The organism is Brevundimonas aveniformis DSM 17977 (assembly GCF_000428765.1).
In the GTDB taxonomy this organism is placed as follows: Bacteria; Pseudomonadota; Alphaproteobacteria; order Caulobacterales; family Caulobacteraceae; genus Brevundimonas; species Brevundimonas aveniformis.
Genome location: NZ_AUAO01000002.1, coordinates 186,643 through 204,453, shown reverse-complemented (window position 1 = coordinate 204,453; position 17,811 = coordinate 186,643). Strand labels below are relative to the sequence as shown.

The following is a 17,811-nucleotide window of genomic DNA, read 5'->3' as shown; positions in this document are numbered from 1 at the left end:
AATTCTGGCGAACGCAACAGAGGGATGACCTGCCCATGGGCGACCTGTCGCTCCGAGTGAACGCGGATGTGCGTGAGGTGGAGAGCTTCGACTCTCAACCCTGGCTGCCGGCCGAAGCGCCCCTGGCCATGCCGCGCCAGTCGTTGGACGCCGCCCCCAAGGTCCCCGAGGGCCCGCTGCCGACCTCGCCCGAGACGGTGGCGCGCCGCCGCTGGATTCTGTTGGCCTGTACGCTAGTTCTGTCGAGCCTGGCCCTGATCGCCCCGATCTATCAGTGCGCCCGCTTCGGCTTCACGGCGCTGGAGGTCTTCGGCCTGTTCTGCCTCGCCGGCCTGCTGACCGCCATGTCATGCTGGTTCTCGTCGGCCTGCATGGGCCTGTGGGTTCTGGCCACCGGTCGCGAACAACAGGATCTGGCCTTCGCCGCCCATCCCGACACCCCGATGAGCCGCACCGCCATCCTGATGCCGGTCTATAACGAGGATGCCGACGCCTCCTTCGCGCGCCTGGCCCATCTCGATGCCTCGCTGGCTCGCCTCGGTGCCGCCGGCGCCTTTGATTTCTTCGTCCTGTCGGACACCAACAAGCCGGCCGCCGCCGCCCATGAGACGGCCGTTTACGTCTCGCAGCGTGCCCGCTTCACCAGCCGTCTGTTCTACCGTCGCCGCATGGCCAATACCGAGCACAAGGCCGGCAACCTGGGGGACTGGGTGCGTCGCTTCGGGGCGGCCTATGAGCAGATGGTCGTGCTGGACGCCGACTCGACCATGGCCGGTGAAACCGTCCTGCGCCTCGTCGACGCCATGGAGATGAACCCGCGCATCGGCCTGATCCAGACCACGCCGACCATCATCAAGGCCGCGACGCTGTTTGCGCGCGTGTCCCAGTTCTCAGTGCGTCTGTACGGGCGCGTCGCGGCGGCGGGCCTGGCCTGGTGGACCGGTTCGGACAGCTCCTACTGGGGTCACAACGCCATCATCCGCACGCGCGCCTTCGCCGAGTGTGCGGGCCTGCCGATCCTCCCGGGCGTCAAGCCGTTCGGCGGCAATGTCCTCAGCCACGATGTCGTCGAGGCCGCCATGCTGCGCCGCGCCGGCTGGGGCGTGCACGTCACCGCCGCCCTGGACGGTTCGTGCGAGGAAACCCCACCGACCATCACCGACTTCATCCGCCGCGAGCACCGCTGGTGCCAGGGTAATCTCCAGCACCTCAAGCTGGTCGGGGCCGAAGGCCTGCACCCGATGAGCCGGCTTCAGCTGATCCTGGGCTGCGTCGCCTATCTGGCCTCGCCCCTGTGGCTGGCGTCGCTGGCCACCGGTCTGGCCATTCAGCTCAGCTATCCGATCGACTGGGGTAGCTGGCTCTATGTGCTGAACCCCGAGTTCTCGGCCTTCACCCTGGCCTCGCTGTTCGCAGCGCTGCTGCTGATCGGGCCCAAGATCATGGGTGCCGCCCTGGCCATCAGCCGCCCGGCTGAGGCTCGCGCCTTCGGCGGCTCGTCCCAACTCGTCAAGGGTGTTCTGTCCGAGATCGCCCTGTCGGCCATCCTCGCGCCGATCCTGATGGTGGCCAACACCCATGCCGTACTTCAGATCCTGCGCGGCCAGGACGCCGGCTGGCAGGTTCAACAGCGCGATGCTGACGGCCTGGCCTTCGCCGACGCCTTCAAGTCCATGCGCTGGCAGCTGGTGGTCGGGACCTGTTTTGTCCTGGCCCTGGCCTTCCGCCCGGATCTGTCGATGTTCTTTGCGCCCATCGTCCTGCCGCTACTGGCCTCGCCCTGGATCGCCATGTGGACCTCGCGCCGCCAGGCCGGGGACGCCTTCGCCGCCCGTGGCTGGATGGTCATCCCCGAAGAAGACGGCTCTGTCTCCGTCGCGGCCCTGCCGCCGGTTCGCCCGTCTTCCGAGGCGGCCCGCCGCCCGGTCGCCCAGCCGGCCTGAACGCACCGACACACCTCTCAGGCGCACGCGCTAGGCGTGTCTGAACCGATTGGTTAACGTCGCCCCGAGGACCGCTGGGGGGCGCTCATGGAATTCACCGCCGAAGACGCCAAGGTCGCGATCCGCGCGGTCTGGGCGATCCTGTCCTCACCGCTAGCCCAGCGGGTGTATGTGGTGGCGATCGGCGCGGCTGTTCTGCTTGGTAGTTTTCTGGGAGCCAAAAAGGGCATCGGTCTGATCCAGGCTCACGCAGCGCAAACTCCGGCTAAATTCTCAAACCTTCGTCAGGGCCGACGGCCTCAAAACGCGGTCCAGTTATCCAGCAAGATTGCCAAGCTGATAGCCGTCTACCTGGGAGGTCTTTTTGGCGCCTCCAAAGGCAGCATGATCAGTGTGACCTGCGGCGTGTTGATCCCAGCCGCGGCGCTATTTGCAATGACCTTCGCCTACCCGTGGTTCGACGACTCGACTGTTCATCTGATCAATGCAACGCACCACCCCGTCCCGCCACCAAACCTCTCAGCAGCCGGACTGTTCGTTGCAGACCAGACCCTTCGCGGCGGTCTGTTTGACTTGATCGAAATATTCGCGGTCGACATCGCCGAGATCAGCAACAACCCCGCCAACCTGCCGTTCTCGTTCGGCCTGTTCGCTTACCACCTCTATGTCGAGGGATTTGTCTTCACCGGACTGTTTCTGCTGGCCCGAAATGCTTGGATCCTTGGATTAAAGTTGGTTGAAGAAATTCGGTTCTACAATAACGGCGTGAAGACGGGCTGGGCTTAGGCAAGCCTTCAGTCGAGCTGAAACCCGGCATCGCCGGATACCGATCAGTCACCACTCTTCTCGCCTTGATCGCGCCGCATATGGCCTGCCCCCTATCGAACGTAGGATCAGGAGATTCTCCCCATGACTACCCGTCTGCTCGGCCCCGCCGCCACGCCCGACCGCGCCGCACAGGGTCTGGAGCTCGTCCGCATCGTCACCGCCCTGCTCATCCTCGTTCACGGCGTCTATCGGGCCCTGGCCGGGGGCGTCGCGCCCTTCGGCGACTGGCTCGACGGGCTCGGCTTTCCCATGGGTATCGCCTGGGCCACGGCGGTCACGGCGATCGAATGGGTCGGGCCGGTGCTGATCCTGACGCGCCGCTGGGTCTTCTGGGCCTGTCTGGCGCACATGGGCATTCTGGCACTCGGCCTGGTGCTGGTGCACCTGCCCTTCGGCTGGTTCGTGGTCGGGGCCGGCCGCAATGGCGTTGAGTACAGCGTCCTGCTGCTCACCTGCCTGGCCGCAACCGCCTGGGCCTACCGACCCGGTCGCAGCTAGCGGACCCCCGCCACCCACTGATCGACCACGCGGCCCAGCACATCCAGCGGCATGGCCCCGCCGTCCAGCACGGCCGAATGGAAGCCCTTGATGTCGAACCGGTCGCCCAGCCGTTCGCGGGCGTCGGTCCGCAAGCGGTCGATTTCGGTGTGGCCGATCTTGTAGCCGCAGGCCTGGCCCGGCCAGACGCAGTAGCGTTCGCACTCGCTCTCGGCCGCACCGGGGGCCAGGCCGACGGTGTCGATCATGTAGGCGATCGCCTGTTCGCGGCTCCAGCCGTGGTGGTGCAGGCCGGTGTCGATGACGATGCGCGCGGCGCGGTACAGGAACGACTGGTGGAAGCCGAGCATCCCTTCGGGGAAGGCATCATACATCCCCAACTCCGCCGCCAGCTGTTCGGCATACAGACCCCAACCCTCCCCGTAGGCGTTGAAGCCCAGGATCTTGAGCAGCATCGGCGTGTCCGTCGCCTCCAGCGCCAGCGAGCCCTGTAGGTGATGGCCCGGTAGGCTCTCGTGATAGGTCAGGGTCGGCAGCGCCCACTTGGGCCAGATCGTCGTGTCGTGCAGGTTGATGTAATAGGCCCCCGGCCGCGACCCATCCAGCGAACCCGACTGGGCATAGCCGCGCGGCGCGCCCAGCTCGATGGCCGGCGGCACCCGCCGCACCTCGACCTGGGCCCGCGGCATCCGCGCGAAGACTTCGGGCATCCGCGCCGTCACCGCCGCCACCTGACGGTTCAGATCCGCCAGCAGCTCGGCCCGGCCTTCGTCCGTGTTCGGATAAAGCCAGGCCGGGTCACGGCCCATGGCGGTCAGCCGCGCCCCGACCGACCCGTCCGTGTAGCCTCTCGCCCGCAGCAGCGGATCGGCCAGGGCCTGAATCTGGGCCACCTGATCCAGCCCGATCTGGTGCGCCTCGGTCGGGCTCAGGCCCGTCGAGGTCTGGAACCTCAGGCACATGTCATAGTACCGCTCGCCGTCACGCCGCGCGCCGATGCCGGCGTCGTGCACGGCCTGCGGCCGATGCCGGGTCAGAAAGTCGATCTGGGCGTCGACCGCACGGGCCACCGGCCCGTTGACGATCTGTGCGGCGCGCGCGTCCCACACGCCCGCCACGCCCGCCTCGTTGGTCTTGCGCACCAGCGGCTGGACCAGCATCGCGTCCAGGTTCCCGCGCAGCGACCGCAGCTGGGCCAGCGCCTTGTCCATGATGAAGTCGGGCGGCAGGATGCGATGATCCGAAGCATCCATCCGCGCCCGCTCGGCCTCATGGGTCATGCCCTCGGCGAAGCTCTCCAGCCGCCCCAGATAGGCCTCGGCGTCGGCGTTGCTTTCGACCGAATGCTGGCTGTCGAGGAAGTCGGGAACCGCCTGATACAGCCCCGTCAGCTGGCTGATCACATAGGGACAAGGATACATGTAGCTGTCGACGCCGCCGAACGGGAAGGCGGCGATCTCGCCGGCCATGCCCGCCATCCACGTCACGGTGTCATGGTCGGACCGGTCCCGCCCGCTCAGCGACCCGGCGTCGATCCCGGCCAGGCCGTCCCGCGCCGCCGCCAGCGGCTTGAGCACATTCAGACGATCCGCATAGGTCCGACTGTCCAGCCGCGCCTTCAGCGCCGCGTGCTCGCCGCTGTCCAGCCCCAGGCTCGTCGCTCCCATCGGCGACGCCTCTAGAACCTGGGCGAAGATCGCATCATACAGCGCCCGCGCCTGATCGCGTGCACCGCCGCCGGTCGCCGGCGCGCCCGGCAGCGTTCCGCACCCGGCCAGCAGCCCTGCGCCGGCGGCGCCCATCAACAGGTGACGACGGTTCATCATGGCAAGCACTCCCAATTCCCAGGCCCACGAATAGAGCCGCCGCGGCCCCATCCTGCAAGCCGATCACGGTTTTAGGTTGATCCGAACCCAACCTTGGGCGTTAGACACCCCATGACCGAAACGAAAAAGCCCGCCGTCCTGACCATCCGCAATGCGCGCATGGCGGACCTGAACGCCATCTCGGCCCTGGTCGCCAAGGTCTACAAGACCATGCCCGCCTATACCGACGGCATGCTGCGCGGCCAGATTTCCGCCTTTCGCGACGGCCAGTTCGTCGTCGAATACGAGGGCGAGATCGTCGGCTACGCCGCCGGTTTCCGCATCGACGAGAAGACCGCGATGGAGCCCCACACCTGGACCGCCATCACCGGCGCCGGCTACGCCGCCCGCCACGATCCGGCGGGGGAATGGTTCTATGGCATGGAGGTCTGCGTCGATCCCGACCGCCGACGCCTGCGCATCGGCCAGCGCCTGTATGACGCCCGGCGCGACCTGTGCGAGAGCCTGAACCTGAAAGGCATCGTCTTCGGCGGTCGGATGCCCGGCCTGGCCCGTCGCAAGAAGGAGTACGCCGATCCCCAGGCCTACCTCGACGCCGTCGTCGAGCGGAAGGTCAGCGATCCGGTCATCGGTTTTCACCTGCGCTCGGGTTTTGAGCCGATCGGGGTGTTGAGGGGCTATCTGCCGTCAGACGCTGCCTCTTTGGGCAATGCCGCCCACATGGTCTGGCGCAATCCCTACTATACGGACGACAGCGGCAAGGGCGCGGCCTTCGCCATGAAGGAGAACGTGCGGATCGCCACGGTCCAGTTCCAGGCCCGCAAGGTGTCGTCCTTCGACGAGTTCATCGCCAACATCGAATATTTCGTCGACATCACCTCGGACTATCGCTCCGACTTCGTCATCTTCCCGGAGCTGTTCACGCTTCAGCTTCTGGCGCTGGAGCGCAAGCGGCTGACCCCGGCGGAATCCATCGAGGCCCTGACCCGCTACACCCCGCGCTTTGTCGAGGCGCTGAGGAAGATGGCGGTGGAGTACAACATCAACATCATCGGCGGCTCGCACCCGACCCGCACCGACGACGGCGACATCCAAAATGTTGCGTATGTCTTCCTCAGGGACGGCTCGGTCCATGCCCAGGAGAAGATCCACCCGACGCCGAACGAGCGCCACTGGTGGAACATCAAGGGCGGCGACCGGGTCCACGCCATCGACACCGACTGCGGCCCGATCGGCGTTCTGATCTGCTACGATTCGGAGTTCCCGGAGCTGGCCCGCCGGCTGGTCGACGAGGGTGCGCGGATGCTGTTCGTGCCCTTCTGCACCGACAACCGTCAGGGCTATCTGCGGGTCCGCTATTGCAGCCAGGCCCGCGCCATCGAGAACCAGTGCTACGTCGCCCTGTCGGGCAATGTCGGCAATCTGCCGAACGTCGAGAACATGGACGTCCAGTACGCCCAGTCCTGCATCCTCACGCCCTGCGACTTCCCGTTCGCGCGCGACGGCATCGCCGCCGAAGCCACCGAGAATGTCGAGACGATTACCGTCGCCGACCTCGACCTGTCCGACCTCGCCTGGGCCAAGTCGCAAGGCACCGTCCGCAACCTGCGCGACCGGCGGTTTGATCTCTACAAGACGGTGTGGGCCGACGGGGGGTAGCCACGCGTCTCCTCCCTGACGACGAAGCCGTTGGGGAGGGGGAGGAGACGCAACTTCCTTACGCCGAGCGAGCCCAGTCGCGGATGCGCCGTTCCAGCACCGCCAGCGGCATGGCGGCGGCCAGGAGGCCCGCGTCGTGGAAGCCGGCCAGGTCGAAGCGGTCGCCCATGGTCTGGCGCGCCTCGGTTCTGAGGGTGTCCCAGACCGTCTGGCCGACCTTGTAGGAACAGGCCTGGCCCGGCCAAACACAGTAGCGCTCGATCTCGGTGACCCAGTTGGATTCCGGCTCGCCCAGATGCTCGGTCATGTAGCGAATGCCCTGCTCGCGGCTCCAGCGCAGCTTGTGCATGCCCGAATCCACCACCAGGCGCACCGCCCTGAACAGGAACGACTGCAGATAGCCGATCTTGCCCCAGGGATCGTCCGCATACATCCCGATCTCGTCAGCCAGCTGCTCGGCATAGAGCGCCCAGCCCTCCGAATAGGCCGAGAAGCCCACGACCTTGCGGATCATCGGAATGCCCTCGGCCTCCTGGGCCAGGGTGATCTGCCAGTGATGGCCCGGATTGGCCTCGTGATAGGTCAAGGTCGGCAGGGTCCAGCTGGGGTTCTCCGCCGTGTCCCGCAGGTTGATGTAATAGGCGCCCGGTCGCGTGCCATCGAGCGACGGCGAGTTGTAATAGCCGCCCGGTGCCCCGGCCTCGATCGACGGCGGCACGCGCCGCACCTCGACCGGCGCGCGCGGGTGCTGGCCGAACAGCGGCCGGATGCGCTCGGTCACCACCTGGATCTGGCCATTCAAGTCCGCCAGCAGCTGCGCCTTGCCTTCGTCCGTGTTCGGATAAAGGAAGCGCGGGTCGCGGCCCATCGCCGTCAGCCGCTCGCCGGTCGTGCCCTGCGTCAGCCCGTTCTGGCGCATCAGGGCGTCCATCTGGCCTTCGATATAGGCGACCTGCTCCAGGCCCATGGCATGGACCTCTTCGCCCGTCATATTGGTGGTGGTGAAGGTCTTCAGGCCCCAGTCGTAATAGGCCTCGCCGTCCGGCAACCGCCACACACCCGCGTCGTGGGTCGCGGTCGGTCGCATGGCTTCCAGGGCCGCGATTTGGCGATCCAGCGCCGGATAGACCACGCTCTCGATGAGGCGCGCCGCCTCCGGCCCCGCGTCGGGCAGGCCGGCCTCGGTCGCCTTGCGCGTCGCCGCCAGGGTCAGCACAGCCTGCGTCGCCGGCGTGCTGCGCGCGCCGCGCAACTGCAACAGCGCCTTGTCGATCATGAAGTCGGTCGGGGCCGCCCCGCGCCCGGCGTCGGCTATGGCCCGCTCCGTCTCCTGGTCCAGCGCCGTGCCATAGGCCTCAACCCGGCTCAGATAGGCCGCCATGTCGTCGGCGTTTTCGACGACGTGGTTGCTGTCCAGGAAATCCGGGATGCCGATGTAGGCCGACGCCAGCTGATTGACGACATAGGCCTGCGGGAAGCCGCGCGCGCCGTAGTCGAACTGCCGGCCTTCTTCCGCCGTCTCCCCGACGAAGACGAGGGTGTCATAGTTGACGGCATCCATGCCGGTCACGCGCGACCGGTCCAGGGCTTTCAGCTCATTCAGGATGACACGGTTCTGGTCGGCCTGACGGTTGAACTCCACCACCGTGCGGTCATCCAGCCGCGACCGGGCCCAGGCAAATAGAGGCTGGCGGTCCAGGCCCAGGCTGGTCAGCCCCTCGGGGCTGCTCCCCAGGGCCTGCTGGAAGGCGCGATCATAGATGGCGTTCGCCGCGGCGACGACCTGCGGGTCCGACCCACTCATCGCCGTCTCCGGCGAAACGGGCGCGACCGGCTCCATGCCCGGCATCCGCAGTCCACACCCGGACACGGCCAGTGCGCCCCCCGCGGTGGCGGTCATCATCAGATGGCGGCGGTCAATCATGGTCAGGGCCTCCCAGCCTGGAAATCAGGCGCGGACCCTAGCTGCGCCCCTCATCCGGGGCGAGTGAAAGGTTGGTAAGGCTAAAGCCCCCGCAGCACCCGCCGCATAAACTCCGTGTCCGACCAGCCGGGTACAAACCCCGCCAGCGCCGTCCCGAACCCGCGCGACTGACGCACCACCAGCAGATCGCGCTCGGGCAACAGATACAGCTTCTGCTCGCCGGCCCCGGCGGCCAGGCGGATGTCCTCGCCGCGCTCGGCCATTTCGGCCCCGTCGTCGCCCATGCCGCTGCGCGCCGCCGGCGCAATCAGCCCCGGCCGCAACAGCCACCAGCACAGGCCATATCCCGGATTGGCCTCGGATCCCGTCCAGCACGGCGTCAGGTCCGCGCCACCTGCCCCGTCCAGCACCCAACGGCCCCATTTCGCCCATTCGCGCGCCGTCAGCCGCACCCCGGTCGGCAGCGTCGGCTGGCCCCCGTGCAGCCGCCAGTCCGCCACCTGCACCGCCGCCGGATCAATCACCCGCGAGCGATAGAATCCCAGCACGTCCGGCAGATAGCCCCGGTCCGCCAGCATCCGTCGCACCATTTCGCCCCACACCTGGAACGGGCCGGGATTGTATTCGAAATGCGCGCCCGGTGCGGTCTGCAAACCCGCCGCCACGGCCTCGTCATAGGTCGGCGGCGCGCCGAACCCGCCGGCCACCAGCCCGGACGTCAGGTTCAGCAGGCCGCGCGTCGTGATCGTCGCCTTGGCCGGGTCGGCCTGCCATTCGGTGATGATGTCGCTGACCGGCGCATCCAAATCCAGCCAGCCCTCGCGCACCAGTTCGCACGCCATCACCCCGGACAGGCTCTTGGTCCCCGAATGGATCGGCCAGTCGCGCTCCGGCCCGCCACCGTTGGCATAGGCCTCCAGCAGCACCTCGGGGCCCCGCTGGACCAGGACCGACACCCCGCCCCGCTCGTCCGAATAGGTCAGGGCATCGCGGAACGGCCCGTCCATCGCCTGGGCCTGCGCCCGCGACCCCAGGCCCAGCGCCGCAAACGCCCCGCCTGCCACCGTCATCGTCCGCCGCGTCAGATCCATCAGAAAGCCCATTCGTCTCAACTCTCGCGCCCGCCGTTACGGGTCAAGCCCGGCGGGATTGGGGCGATAAGCTACATCCGCGTCTCGTCCTTGACAGTCAGGAACAAATAGCGAACATCTCTGTTCGTCATCCTCGGGCTCGACCCGAGGATCGGACGTCGGGTTGAGCGTCCTGTCCGGGAAGAGCTGAGCCGCGGCCCCTGCGACCCTCGGGTCAAGCCCGAGGGTGACGAGGTGGAGATAGGGCGAACCTCGTCGTCCCACGCCTCTCCTCACGCGAATTGGCGCGACAGGGGCGATCCCCTGGCTCAAGGTAACCTTAATCGGCGGGACGGAGGGGACATCGTCATGCCAGTCGCGGGGCGTCCACGCACCATTCGGGTGCCGGCGTCAGTGCGCCCGAGCACGGGGGCGCGCTGAATGCGGCGGCTCGTCCTGATGATGTGTACGGTGGCGTTCGGCTATGGTCTGGGCGCGGGCGCAACCTCCGGCATCGACCCATCCGGCGCATCTTCCGCCCCCCTCCCCGTCACCCCGGCCGCGACGGAGCCGGCCCCGGCCACGCCACCGCCCTTCGATCCGGGCGGCCCCTGCCCGACAAACCCGGCCTATCCCGCCCATACCGAGGTCATCGTGCTCGCACCGTCCGCAGCCGGCTATGGCGATATCCAGTACCCGCGCACGCCGCTGCCGCCGCACACGGTCGCCCTCACCTTCGATGACGGCCCCTGGCCCGGCACCCGGGGTGACCAGCGCGTTTTCGACATTCTTGAGGAACGCTGCATCCAGGCGGTCTTTTTCCATGTCGGCACCATGATCGAGCAACGCCCCGAACTGGTCCGCGAGGCCATCCGCCGCGGCCACGGCGTCGCCAGCCACAGCTGGTCCCATCCGATGAACCTGTCCCGCTGGTCTGATGAAGCCGGCCAGGCCCAGATCCATCGTGGTTTCGTCTCCCTGAACGCGGCGGCAGCGCCCGGTGTGGCCGAGCCCTTCTTCCGGTTTCCGGGCCTGGACGACAATCCGCGCCTGCGCGCCTGGCTCGACCGCGAGGGCATCATCGTTGTCGGGGCCGAGGCCGACGCCGATGACTGGAAGCAGATCAGCGCCGCCGAGGTTCACAGGCGCGCCGTCGCCAATCTGGAGGCCACAAACGGCGGCACCCTGATCCTGCACCAGATCCACCCCCGCACGGTCGAGGCCTTGCCGGGCCTGCTCGATGACTTGAACCGGCGCGGCTATCGCTTCGTGCGGATCTCGGCGCGACCCACGCAACCGGCCCCGCTGACGACCCCGCCTCAGTCGGCGCGCTGACCCCGACTTTCCTCCCGCACGGCCCGGAACTCGGTCCCTTCGTTCCATTCCGGCCAGGCCCGGCTGTTGGCCAGGTCACGCGCCACCCGATACAGCAGGTCCAGGTCCTGGGCCGCCGCGTCCATCGTCCACGTCGCATCCCAGGCGTCGGTCGGCTGGTGATAGCGGTGGGCGACATAGTCCGCGCTCTGGGGGCTGGCCCCGGTAAAGCCCGCCGCCGCGAACAGGGCCGGCACCCCTCGCAGCGCCAGCGGAAAATGGTCCGACCGATAGAAGCCACCCGCCTGCGGAGCCGGGTCGTTGATCAGGGTGCGCCCCTCCACCTCGGCATAGGGGGCCAACAGACCGTCGAGCGTATTCTTGCCCATGCCGATGACCACCACCTCGGGCGTCACCTCGGCCCCCGGCAGCAGGGAATCCAGGTTCAGATTGGCCACGGTCGTTTCCAGCGGCCGCAGCGGGTGGGCGGCATAGTGATAGGCCCCCAGGAGGCCGGATTCCTCCGCCGTCCACGACACGAACATCAGGCTGCGATCCGGGCGTGGCCCCTCGGCGAACACCCGCGCCAGCTCCAGGATACCCGCCACGCCCGTCGCATTGTCGACCGCCCCATTGTAGATGTCGTCGCCCTCTGCGTTGGCAGGACCACGCCCATAGGCGTCCCAGTGCGCCCCGAACATGACCGTCTCGTCCGGGTGCCCGGCCCCGGGCAGCACCGCCACCACATTGCGGCTCTCGACCCGATCCGCCGTCTGGGCGAAATCCACCGACATCGTCAGCCCCGTCAGCTCGACCGGCTCAAAGGCATCGGTGCGCGCCGTCTCACGCAGGGCCGCCAGGTCCAGCCCGGCCCGCGCGAACAGTTCGGTGGCCACATCCCCCTGGATCCAGCCTTGGAACGGCACCCGTTCCGCCGCCCAGTCCTGACGCACAATGTCAAAGCGCGGGGCGCTCGCCCCACTCACCACCGTGGTCCACGGATAGCCGGCACCGGGCGTGTCATGGATAACCAGCACGCCGGCGGCCCCCCGCCGCGCCGCCTCGGCAAATTTATAGACCCAGCGCCCGTAGTAGGTCATCGCCGGGCCGTCGAACCGCCCGGCGACCGGATGGCCCTCGGGGGCCTGAAAGTCGGGGTCATTGACGATCACCACCATGATCTTGCCGGTCAGATCGACATCGCCGAAATCATTCCAGCCACGCTCGGGTGCATCCACGCCGTAGCCCACGAAAACCAGCGGCGCATCGGTGACGGTGATCCGCTCAACCGGCCGATCCGAGGTCATCACCAGATCCGGCCCCCATTCCAGGGCGCGGGTCCAGCCATCGGCTCCCTGAACCGAAATCGTCGCCGGGCCGTTCCGCGTCGTCCGCGACAGGGGCACCATCTGGAAATAGCTGCCGTCATCGCCGCCGGGTTCCAGCCCCATCAGCCGAAACTGATGGGCGATATAGTCCGTGGTCGGACCCTCATCCGGGCTGGCCGGTGCCCGCCCGCCCAGAGCATCCGACGCCAGCTCGCGCACATGATCGTTCAGCCGGACGGGATCAATCTCCTGGGCCAGGGCGGCCCCCGGCACACTGAGGGCGACAATCAGGGCAAGGATGGATGAACGCATGAGGGGCTCCCGAACACTATTCGAGACAAGCCTAGCGCGGCCTTGGCGCTCTGTCGCCCGTCTCGATCCGGCGATTCAGGCCGCCGTTGTTTCCTGGGCAGAAGCGACCTCGGGCTCGGCCACCGCCTCAGCCTCGGGCCGCAGCAGTTCCTTGATCTTGCCCGCCAGGGTCGGAATGCTGATCGGCTTGGCGAGGAAGGCGACATTGGCCTCGCCCTCCAAGAGGTCCGAGAACTCGGCCTCCGCATAGCCCGAGATGAACAGCACCGGGATATCGCCCAGGAACGGCCGGGCGTGGCGCAACAGGCCCGGCCCGTCCATGTCCGGCATGATCACGTCCGACACCAGCATATCAATCTTGCCGGCGTTGGCCTCAGCGAGAGCCAGGGCCTCTTCGCCGTTCTCGGCCTCGATCACCTCATAGCCGCGCGCGCGCAGCAGCTTGGCGGTGATCAGGCGCACCGAACCTTCGTCCTCCGCAAACAGGATGCGCCCGGCGCCCGACAGGTCGCGCGGCTGGCGCGGGGCCTTGGCGGCCGGCTTGGCCGCCACCTCCTCTTCGGTCCGGGCCTTGGCTGCGGGCAGGTAGATACGGAACACAGCGCCGCCCGCCTCCCCGTCTGCCAGCACGATGTGCCCGCCGGACTGATCGACGATGCCATAGACCGAGGCCAGTCCCATGCCCGTCCCCTCGCCGACGGCCTTGGTCGTGAAGAAGGGCTCGAACACCTTGGTCTTCAGCTCGACCGGAACGCCCGGCCCGTTGTCCGACACCTCGATCAGGGCAATGTCGTCACCCGGCGCATCCAGCCAGCCACCGGCGCGCGCCGTCTGGCTGTCAACCTTGCGGACCTGGATACGCACCCGGCCCTCGCCCGGCCCGACATGGCCCTTCATGGCGTCGCGGGCATTGACCACCAGGTTCATCACCGCCGTTTCGAACTGGCTGCGATCCAGCATCACCTCGGGCAGGTCGCGCCCATAGTCGGTTTCCAGCTTCACATCCTCGCGCAGCAGGCGGCGCAGGAAGACCTCCGATTCCGAGATCAGCTCACCCAGATCCAACCGCTCACGCCGCACCGTCTGCTTGCGCGCCAGCGCCAGCAGTTTGCGCACCAGATCGGCCGCTCGCACCCCGTTCTGACGGATTTCGTTCAGCCCACCGTAGGAGGCATCCCCGACGGGATGGCGCAGCATCAGATCATAGACCTGGCCCTCGATGGCCATGAGGATGTTGTTGAAGTCGTGGGCGACGCCCCCGGCCAGCTGGCCGATGGCCTGCATCTTGGCCGACTGGTTCAGTTGCAGCTCCAGCGCCTTCTGATCCGACACATCGAACAGCCAGACCCGGCGCGCGCCGTCTTCGGGCGCAATATACAGGTGCAGGGTTCGCGCCTCCGGCCCCGGCGTCTGCAACTCCAGCGGCCCGACCGACCCGGCGGCGATCTTGTCGCGCGCCTCTTCGATCCCGTTCGAATCCAGAAGATCAATCAGCCGCGCACTGGGGCGCGCCCGCCCGCCCAACAAGACCGGCAGGGCGGCATTGCACTCGACCACCTCACCTTCGAACAGGTCGGATCCGCGCACGACCGCCGAGCCGAACGGAGCCCCGGCTGCCGCCGCCCTCTGCCCCGCAGTATCCATCGCGCGGATCGGCTCGATCGCCTGAACGGCCAGTTCGGGGGCCAGCACCGCCTCAGGGGCCACGCGCACCAGATAGCGTTCCGCCCCCGCCCAGGACACCAGCAGCTCCCAGTCCTGCCCCTCCAGCCGGGCTGAGGCCCGCCCGGTCCGGCCCTCGCGCGCTTCGGCGAACGCCTGATACAGACCTGGGGCCGCCCGGCCTCGCGGCAACCGACGCACGCCCGCAGCCGCCGCCTTCCATCCGGGGTTCCCCGCCAGAACACGGCCATCGGGGCTGACCACCGCCGAGGGCTCTTCCAGCGCGCCCAGCAGGTCATCCGCTTCCAGATGCGGCGTCACATCTGACACGCGCCCAAAGGCAAAAAGCCCCACCACGGCGGTCACGGTCAGGCCCACCAACAGGATAATCCCCGGCGTCGACGTCGGGTCGGCCCGGAACGCCGGGTAGGCCGCTGCGGCCACCGCCAGCATGAACAGCGGCGCTGCCATCAGAAGCCACGGATCGAAACGCCGCGTCTGGGTCGCCTGGCTCATTGTCGAACTCCCGAGCGAATCAGTCATCGCACTTTATCATCGAACGCGCTTGCGCCCCGTGCCCAGAACAAAGCCCAGAACCTTGGCCACCGCCTCATAGTGGGCGCGCGGGATCGTCTGGTCGACGTCGACCGTGGCATAGAGCGCCCGGGCCAGCGGCGCGTCCTCGATCACCGGCACCCCGGCTTCCTCGGCCACGGCACGAATCCGCAGGGCCAGGGTATCGACGCCCTTGGCCACGCACATCGGAGCCGGCGTCTCGCCCGCCTCATATTTCAGCGCCACGGCGAAGTGGGTCGGGTTCATGATCACCACCGTCGCCTCCGGCACCGCCGCCATCATCCTCCGCCGCGACCGCTCGATACGGATCTGCCGCTGGCGGGCCTTCACGTGGGGATCGCCCTCGGACTGTTTGAAGTCTTCCTTCAGCTCCTCGCGGCTCATGCGCATCTTCTCGGCAAAGCGTTGCCGCTGCCACAGCCAGTCGACGCCGGCCACGACCGCCAGCAGCGACAGAATGCCGACCATCAACGATCCCGCGATCTTCATCGCCGCCGGCAAGATGGCGGCCGGGGCCATGGCGGACATGCCGGCAAACTCGGCAGCGTGCGGCTTGAGCACCATCCAGGCAATCGCGCCGGTCGCCAGCACCTTGAGGAAGGTCTTGACGAACTGGGCCACGCCGTCGGGTCCGAAGATCCGGCCAAAGCCCTTCAACGGCGACACCCGCGACCACTCCGGTTTCAGCTTTTCGGTCGTCCACAGAAAGCCGGATTGGACAATATTGCCGCCGGCTCCCGCCACCATGGTCGCGGCCATGACCATGCCGATGGCCGGGGCCAGGGCCGTCAGGGCAAAGCGGGCGATCTCGGTGCCGCCCCCGGCCTCCAGCGTTCCGACCATCTCGTGGGGATTGGCGATGAACGGCACCAGCGATTCAGCCAGGTTGATCGACAGCCAGGCCCCGCCCCACAGGATCACCGCAATCGCCGCCGCCAGAGCCATGACCGAGGCCAGGTCCTGGGTCTTGGCGACATCCCCCTTCTTGCGCGCTTCCTCTAACTTGCGGGGTGTTGCCTCTTCTGTTTTTGAGGCCTTGTCCTGGTCTTCGGCCATGCGCTAGCCACCCGAAAAGAAGGACGCCACCGCGCGGTAGCGGTCGATAAAGACCATGCCCAGAACGCCCAGCGACAGGGCGAAGACCGACAGGCCCAGCAAGACGTTCAGGGGCGTTGCGGCAAAGAAGATCTGGAACTGCGGCATCACCCGTCCAACCAGTCCCGTCGCCAGGTTGAAGATCAGGGCAAACACCAGAACAGGCGCTGAAAGCTGGACCCCCAGGGCAAACGAATCCGCCACCGTCCGAAGGATCAGCTCCGTCGCGTCCTGATAGATCAGCGGCCCGGTCGGACGGATCACATCATAGCTGCCGACCATCGCCGCAATGAACAGGTGATGCAGATTGGTGGCGAACACCAGCACCACACCCAACAGCGTCAGAAACGCCGCCAGGGTCGTCCCCGGCTGGGCCTGAAGCGGATTGGCCGTCTGGGCGAAGCTCAGCGTCGTCTGCAACGACACAATCTCTCCCGCCACCCCCAGGGCCGACAGGAACAGCCGCAACACCGAGCCGATCATCAGCCCGACGATGATCTCGCGAATGAGCCAGCCGGCGATACCACTGATCGTCGCCGGCAGGCCGGGCATGGCCTCACTGACCACCGGCGTCAGGGCCAGGGTCACCAGCAGGGCAAACGACAATCGGATGCGCGGCGGCACATAGCTTTCGCCGATGCCGGGGATCAGAAGGACGATGGCCCCAATCCGCGCGAACACCAGGGCCGCGCGCCAGACCTCATCGGCGGCCGCATACGGCTCCATCTACATGCCTGCGATGCGACCGGCGATCTGCTGGAAGAAGCTGCCCAGCATGGCCCCCATCAACGGCAGGAACAGCACCAGAGCCACAAAGATCGCCAGGATCTTGGGCGCAAAGATCAGCGTCGCTTCCTGAATCTGCGTCAGGGCCTGCATCAGGCCGATCAGAACGCCCACGATCAGGCCCACAATCAGCACCGGCGCGCACAGCTGGATGGTCAGCCAGATGGCATCCCGCCCCACGTCCAGAACCTCGACCCCGTTCACGCACTCACTCCGCTCAGATACCCGGCGAGTTTTGCCTACCGCGTGGTTAATGAAGCGTGTGGATGGGGATCAGGGCGCGATCAGACACAGCGCCTTCTTGCCGCCGGCCACCGCATCCGGCGACAAGCGGCGGTCCAGGGTGGCCAGGCGCCCGCCTTTGCAAACCGCAAGCGCCAACAGGTAGGTGTCGGTCACCTGACCGGGCGTGCGGATTCGGTCGATCGCCACGATGCTTGCACCCGCCAGACTTATATCGTCGGCCCAGAACTGGTGGCCGGGGTGCCGTCGCAAATCCGCGAGCAGTGGAGCCGCCTGGTCCGGGCCGGTGACGGGGTTTGTGTACTTGGGATGGCTGATGATTCTCAGAAAGCCATTCTCGACGATGGGGCAGGTTGCAAAGCCGGCAGCCCCCTCCCTTTCGAACCAGACGTGGGCTGTCGCATGGTGGACGTGGTCGGCATCAAGCAACGCCAGCAGCACGTTGACGTCGAGCAGACACCTCACTCGACGTCGTCGCGGATCTGATTGACCAGCTCGAGGGTCACCTTCTTCCCGCCTCGCGACGGCAGGATCGTCAGCCCGTTTCGGCGTGTCGCGGCCTTCGTCGGCCCGCGCAACGAGCGTCGCGCCAGTTCTGACACGATCTGGCCCAGGCTCTTGTTCTCGGCTTCCGCCATGGCGCGGGCGGCGGCGAGGACGTCATCATCGATGGTCAGGGTCGTTCGCATGGCCCATTTTATCGCATCACGCATCACGCATCAACTTTGTGGAAGACCGCCCCGTCGC

General features: G+C 67.3%; 15 protein-coding genes. 5 read left to right on the top strand and 10 right to left on the bottom strand.

The window, feature by feature from the left end; translation table 11 throughout:
* Positions 1-35: 35 nt before the first annotated feature.
* The 3 genes from mdoH to G391_RS0106220 all read left to right on the top strand — a co-directional run bounded on the left by mdoH (position 36) and on the right by G391_RS0106220 (position 3,269).
* Positions 36-1,943: a glucans biosynthesis glucosyltransferase MdoH gene (gene mdoH, locus G391_RS14050; RefSeq protein ID WP_051257181.1), complete on the top strand. Its 1,908-nt coding sequence runs from the start codon at positions 36-38 to the stop codon at positions 1,941-1,943.
* Between the two features lie 87 nt (positions 1,944-2,030).
* The gene (locus tag G391_RS0106225) at positions 2,031-2,729 is read left to right on the top strand and encodes a hypothetical protein (RefSeq protein WP_029086756.1); all 699 of its coding nucleotides are present in this window, start codon (positions 2,031-2,033) and stop codon (positions 2,727-2,729) included.
* A gap of 123 nt (positions 2,730-2,852) precedes the next feature.
* Positions 2,853-3,269 carry a DoxX family protein gene (locus G391_RS0106220; RefSeq protein ID WP_029086755.1) on the top strand — a complete coding sequence of 139 codons (417 nt, stop codon included), beginning with the start codon at positions 2,853-2,855 and terminating at the stop codon, positions 3,267-3,269.
* On the opposite strand, the gene G391_RS0106215 is transcribed toward G391_RS0106220, so the two are convergent.
* Positions 3,266-5,095, bottom strand: coding sequence for a DUF885 domain-containing protein (locus G391_RS0106215; RefSeq protein ID WP_029086754.1), 1,830 nt, complete (start codon positions 5,093-5,095; stop codon positions 3,266-3,268). The two genes, G391_RS0106220 and G391_RS0106215, sit on opposite strands and share 4 nt — an antisense overlap.
* A 111-nt stretch (positions 5,096-5,206) precedes the next feature.
* On the opposite strand from G391_RS0106215, the gene G391_RS0106210 reads away from it, so the two are divergent.
* Positions 5,207-6,754, top strand: coding sequence for a GNAT family N-acetyltransferase (locus tag G391_RS0106210; RefSeq protein WP_029086753.1), 1,548 nt, complete (start codon positions 5,207-5,209; stop codon positions 6,752-6,754).
* Positions 6,755-6,812: 58 nt separating this feature from the next.
* On the opposite strand, the gene G391_RS0106205 is transcribed toward G391_RS0106210, so the two are convergent.
* Positions 6,813-8,678 carry a DUF885 domain-containing protein gene (locus G391_RS0106205; RefSeq protein WP_029086752.1) on the bottom strand — a complete coding sequence of 622 codons (1,866 nt, stop codon included), beginning with the start codon at positions 8,676-8,678 and terminating at the stop codon, positions 6,813-6,815.
* 80 nt (positions 8,679-8,758) lie between these two features.
* On the bottom strand, positions 8,759-9,781 hold the full coding sequence (locus tag G391_RS14045) for a serine hydrolase domain-containing protein (protein WP_051257180.1): 1,023 nt from the start codon (positions 9,779-9,781) through the stop codon (positions 8,759-8,761).
* Between the two features lie 408 nt (positions 9,782-10,189).
* Here G391_RS14045 and G391_RS14040 point away from each other — a divergent pair, with 408 nt between their 5' ends.
* Entirely contained in the window at positions 10,190-11,083 is an 894-nt protein-coding gene (locus tag G391_RS14040; protein ID WP_051257179.1) for a polysaccharide deacetylase family protein, read from the top strand.
* Here G391_RS14040 and G391_RS14035 read toward each other — a convergent pair.
* The 7 genes from G391_RS14035 to G391_RS0106160 form a co-directional block, all read right to left on the bottom strand.
* A complete protein-coding gene (locus G391_RS14035) occupies positions 11,068-12,702 on the bottom strand; it encodes a M28 family peptidase (protein WP_035303931.1) in 1,635 nt (544 codons plus the stop codon). The genes G391_RS14040 and G391_RS14035 overlap by 16 nt on opposite strands.
* Before the next feature lie 75 nt (positions 12,703-12,777).
* Positions 12,778-14,880 (bottom strand): cell cycle histidine kinase CckA, encoded by a 2,103-nt coding sequence (gene cckA, locus G391_RS14030; protein WP_084169157.1) that lies wholly within the window; start codon positions 14,878-14,880, stop codon positions 12,778-12,780.
* A 36-nt stretch (positions 14,881-14,916) separates the two neighbouring features.
* A complete protein-coding gene (gene flhB, locus G391_RS0106180) occupies positions 14,917-15,996 on the bottom strand; it encodes a flagellar biosynthesis protein FlhB (protein WP_029086751.1) in 1,080 nt (359 codons plus the stop codon).
* 3 nt (positions 15,997-15,999) lie between these two features.
* On the bottom strand, positions 16,000-16,761 hold the full coding sequence (gene fliR, locus G391_RS0106175; protein ID WP_029086750.1) for a flagellar biosynthetic protein FliR: 762 nt from the start codon (positions 16,759-16,761) through the stop codon (positions 16,000-16,002).
* Entirely contained in the window at positions 16,762-17,025 is a 264-nt protein-coding gene (fliQ, locus tag G391_RS0106170; RefSeq protein WP_029086749.1) for a flagellar biosynthesis protein FliQ, read from the bottom strand. It lies immediately after the preceding gene.
* 69 nt (positions 17,026-17,094) lie between these two features.
* Complete coding sequence (locus G391_RS0106165; RefSeq protein ID WP_029086748.1) at positions 17,095-17,529, bottom strand: TA system VapC family ribonuclease toxin; 435 nt, start codon at positions 17,527-17,529, stop codon at positions 17,095-17,097.
* The gene (locus tag G391_RS0106160) at positions 17,526-17,777 is read right to left on the bottom strand and encodes a hypothetical protein (RefSeq protein WP_029086747.1); all 252 of its coding nucleotides are present in this window, start codon (positions 17,775-17,777) and stop codon (positions 17,526-17,528) included. Before G391_RS0106160 ends, G391_RS0106165 begins: the two co-directional genes overlap by 4 nt.
* Positions 17,778-17,811 lie beyond the last annotated feature (34 nt).

Bases quoted from the DNA above. Each gene is read 5' to 3' on its own strand.
- mdoH (WP_051257181.1), top strand. From the start codon at position 36: ATGGGCGACCTGTCGCTCCGAGTGAACGCGGATGTGCGTGAGGTGGAG.
- G391_RS0106225 (WP_029086756.1), top strand. From the start codon at position 2,031: ATGGAATTCACCGCCGAAGACGCCAAGGTCGCGATCCGCGCGGTCTGG.
- G391_RS0106220 (WP_029086755.1), top strand. From the start codon at position 2,853: ATGACTACCCGTCTGCTCGGCCCCGCCGCCACGCCCGACCGCGCCGCA.
- G391_RS0106215 (WP_029086754.1), bottom strand. From the start codon at position 5,095: ATGATGAACCGTCGTCACCTGTTGATGGGCGCCGCCGGCGCAGGGCTG.
- G391_RS0106210 (WP_029086753.1), top strand. From the start codon at position 5,207: ATGACCGAAACGAAAAAGCCCGCCGTCCTGACCATCCGCAATGCGCGC.
- G391_RS0106205 (WP_029086752.1), bottom strand. From the start codon at position 8,678: ATGATTGACCGCCGCCATCTGATGATGACCGCCACCGCGGGGGGCGCA.
- G391_RS14045 (WP_051257180.1), bottom strand. From the start codon at position 9,781: ATGGGCTTTCTGATGGATCTGACGCGGCGGACGATGACGGTGGCAGGC.
- G391_RS14040 (WP_051257179.1), top strand. From the start codon at position 10,190: ATGCGGCGGCTCGTCCTGATGATGTGTACGGTGGCGTTCGGCTATGGT.
- G391_RS14035 (WP_035303931.1), bottom strand. From the start codon at position 12,702: ATGCGTTCATCCATCCTTGCCCTGATTGTCGCCCTCAGTGTGCCGGGG.
- cckA (WP_084169157.1), bottom strand. From the start codon at position 14,880: ATGAGCCAGGCGACCCAGACGCGGCGTTTCGATCCGTGGCTTCTGATG.
- flhB (WP_029086751.1), bottom strand. From the start codon at position 15,996: ATGGCCGAAGACCAGGACAAGGCCTCAAAAACAGAAGAGGCAACACCC.
- fliR (WP_029086750.1), bottom strand. From the start codon at position 16,761: ATGGAGCCGTATGCGGCCGCCGATGAGGTCTGGCGCGCGGCCCTGGTG.
- G391_RS0106160 (WP_029086747.1), bottom strand. From the start codon at position 17,777: ATGCGTGATGCGATAAAATGGGCCATGCGAACGACCCTGACCATCGAT.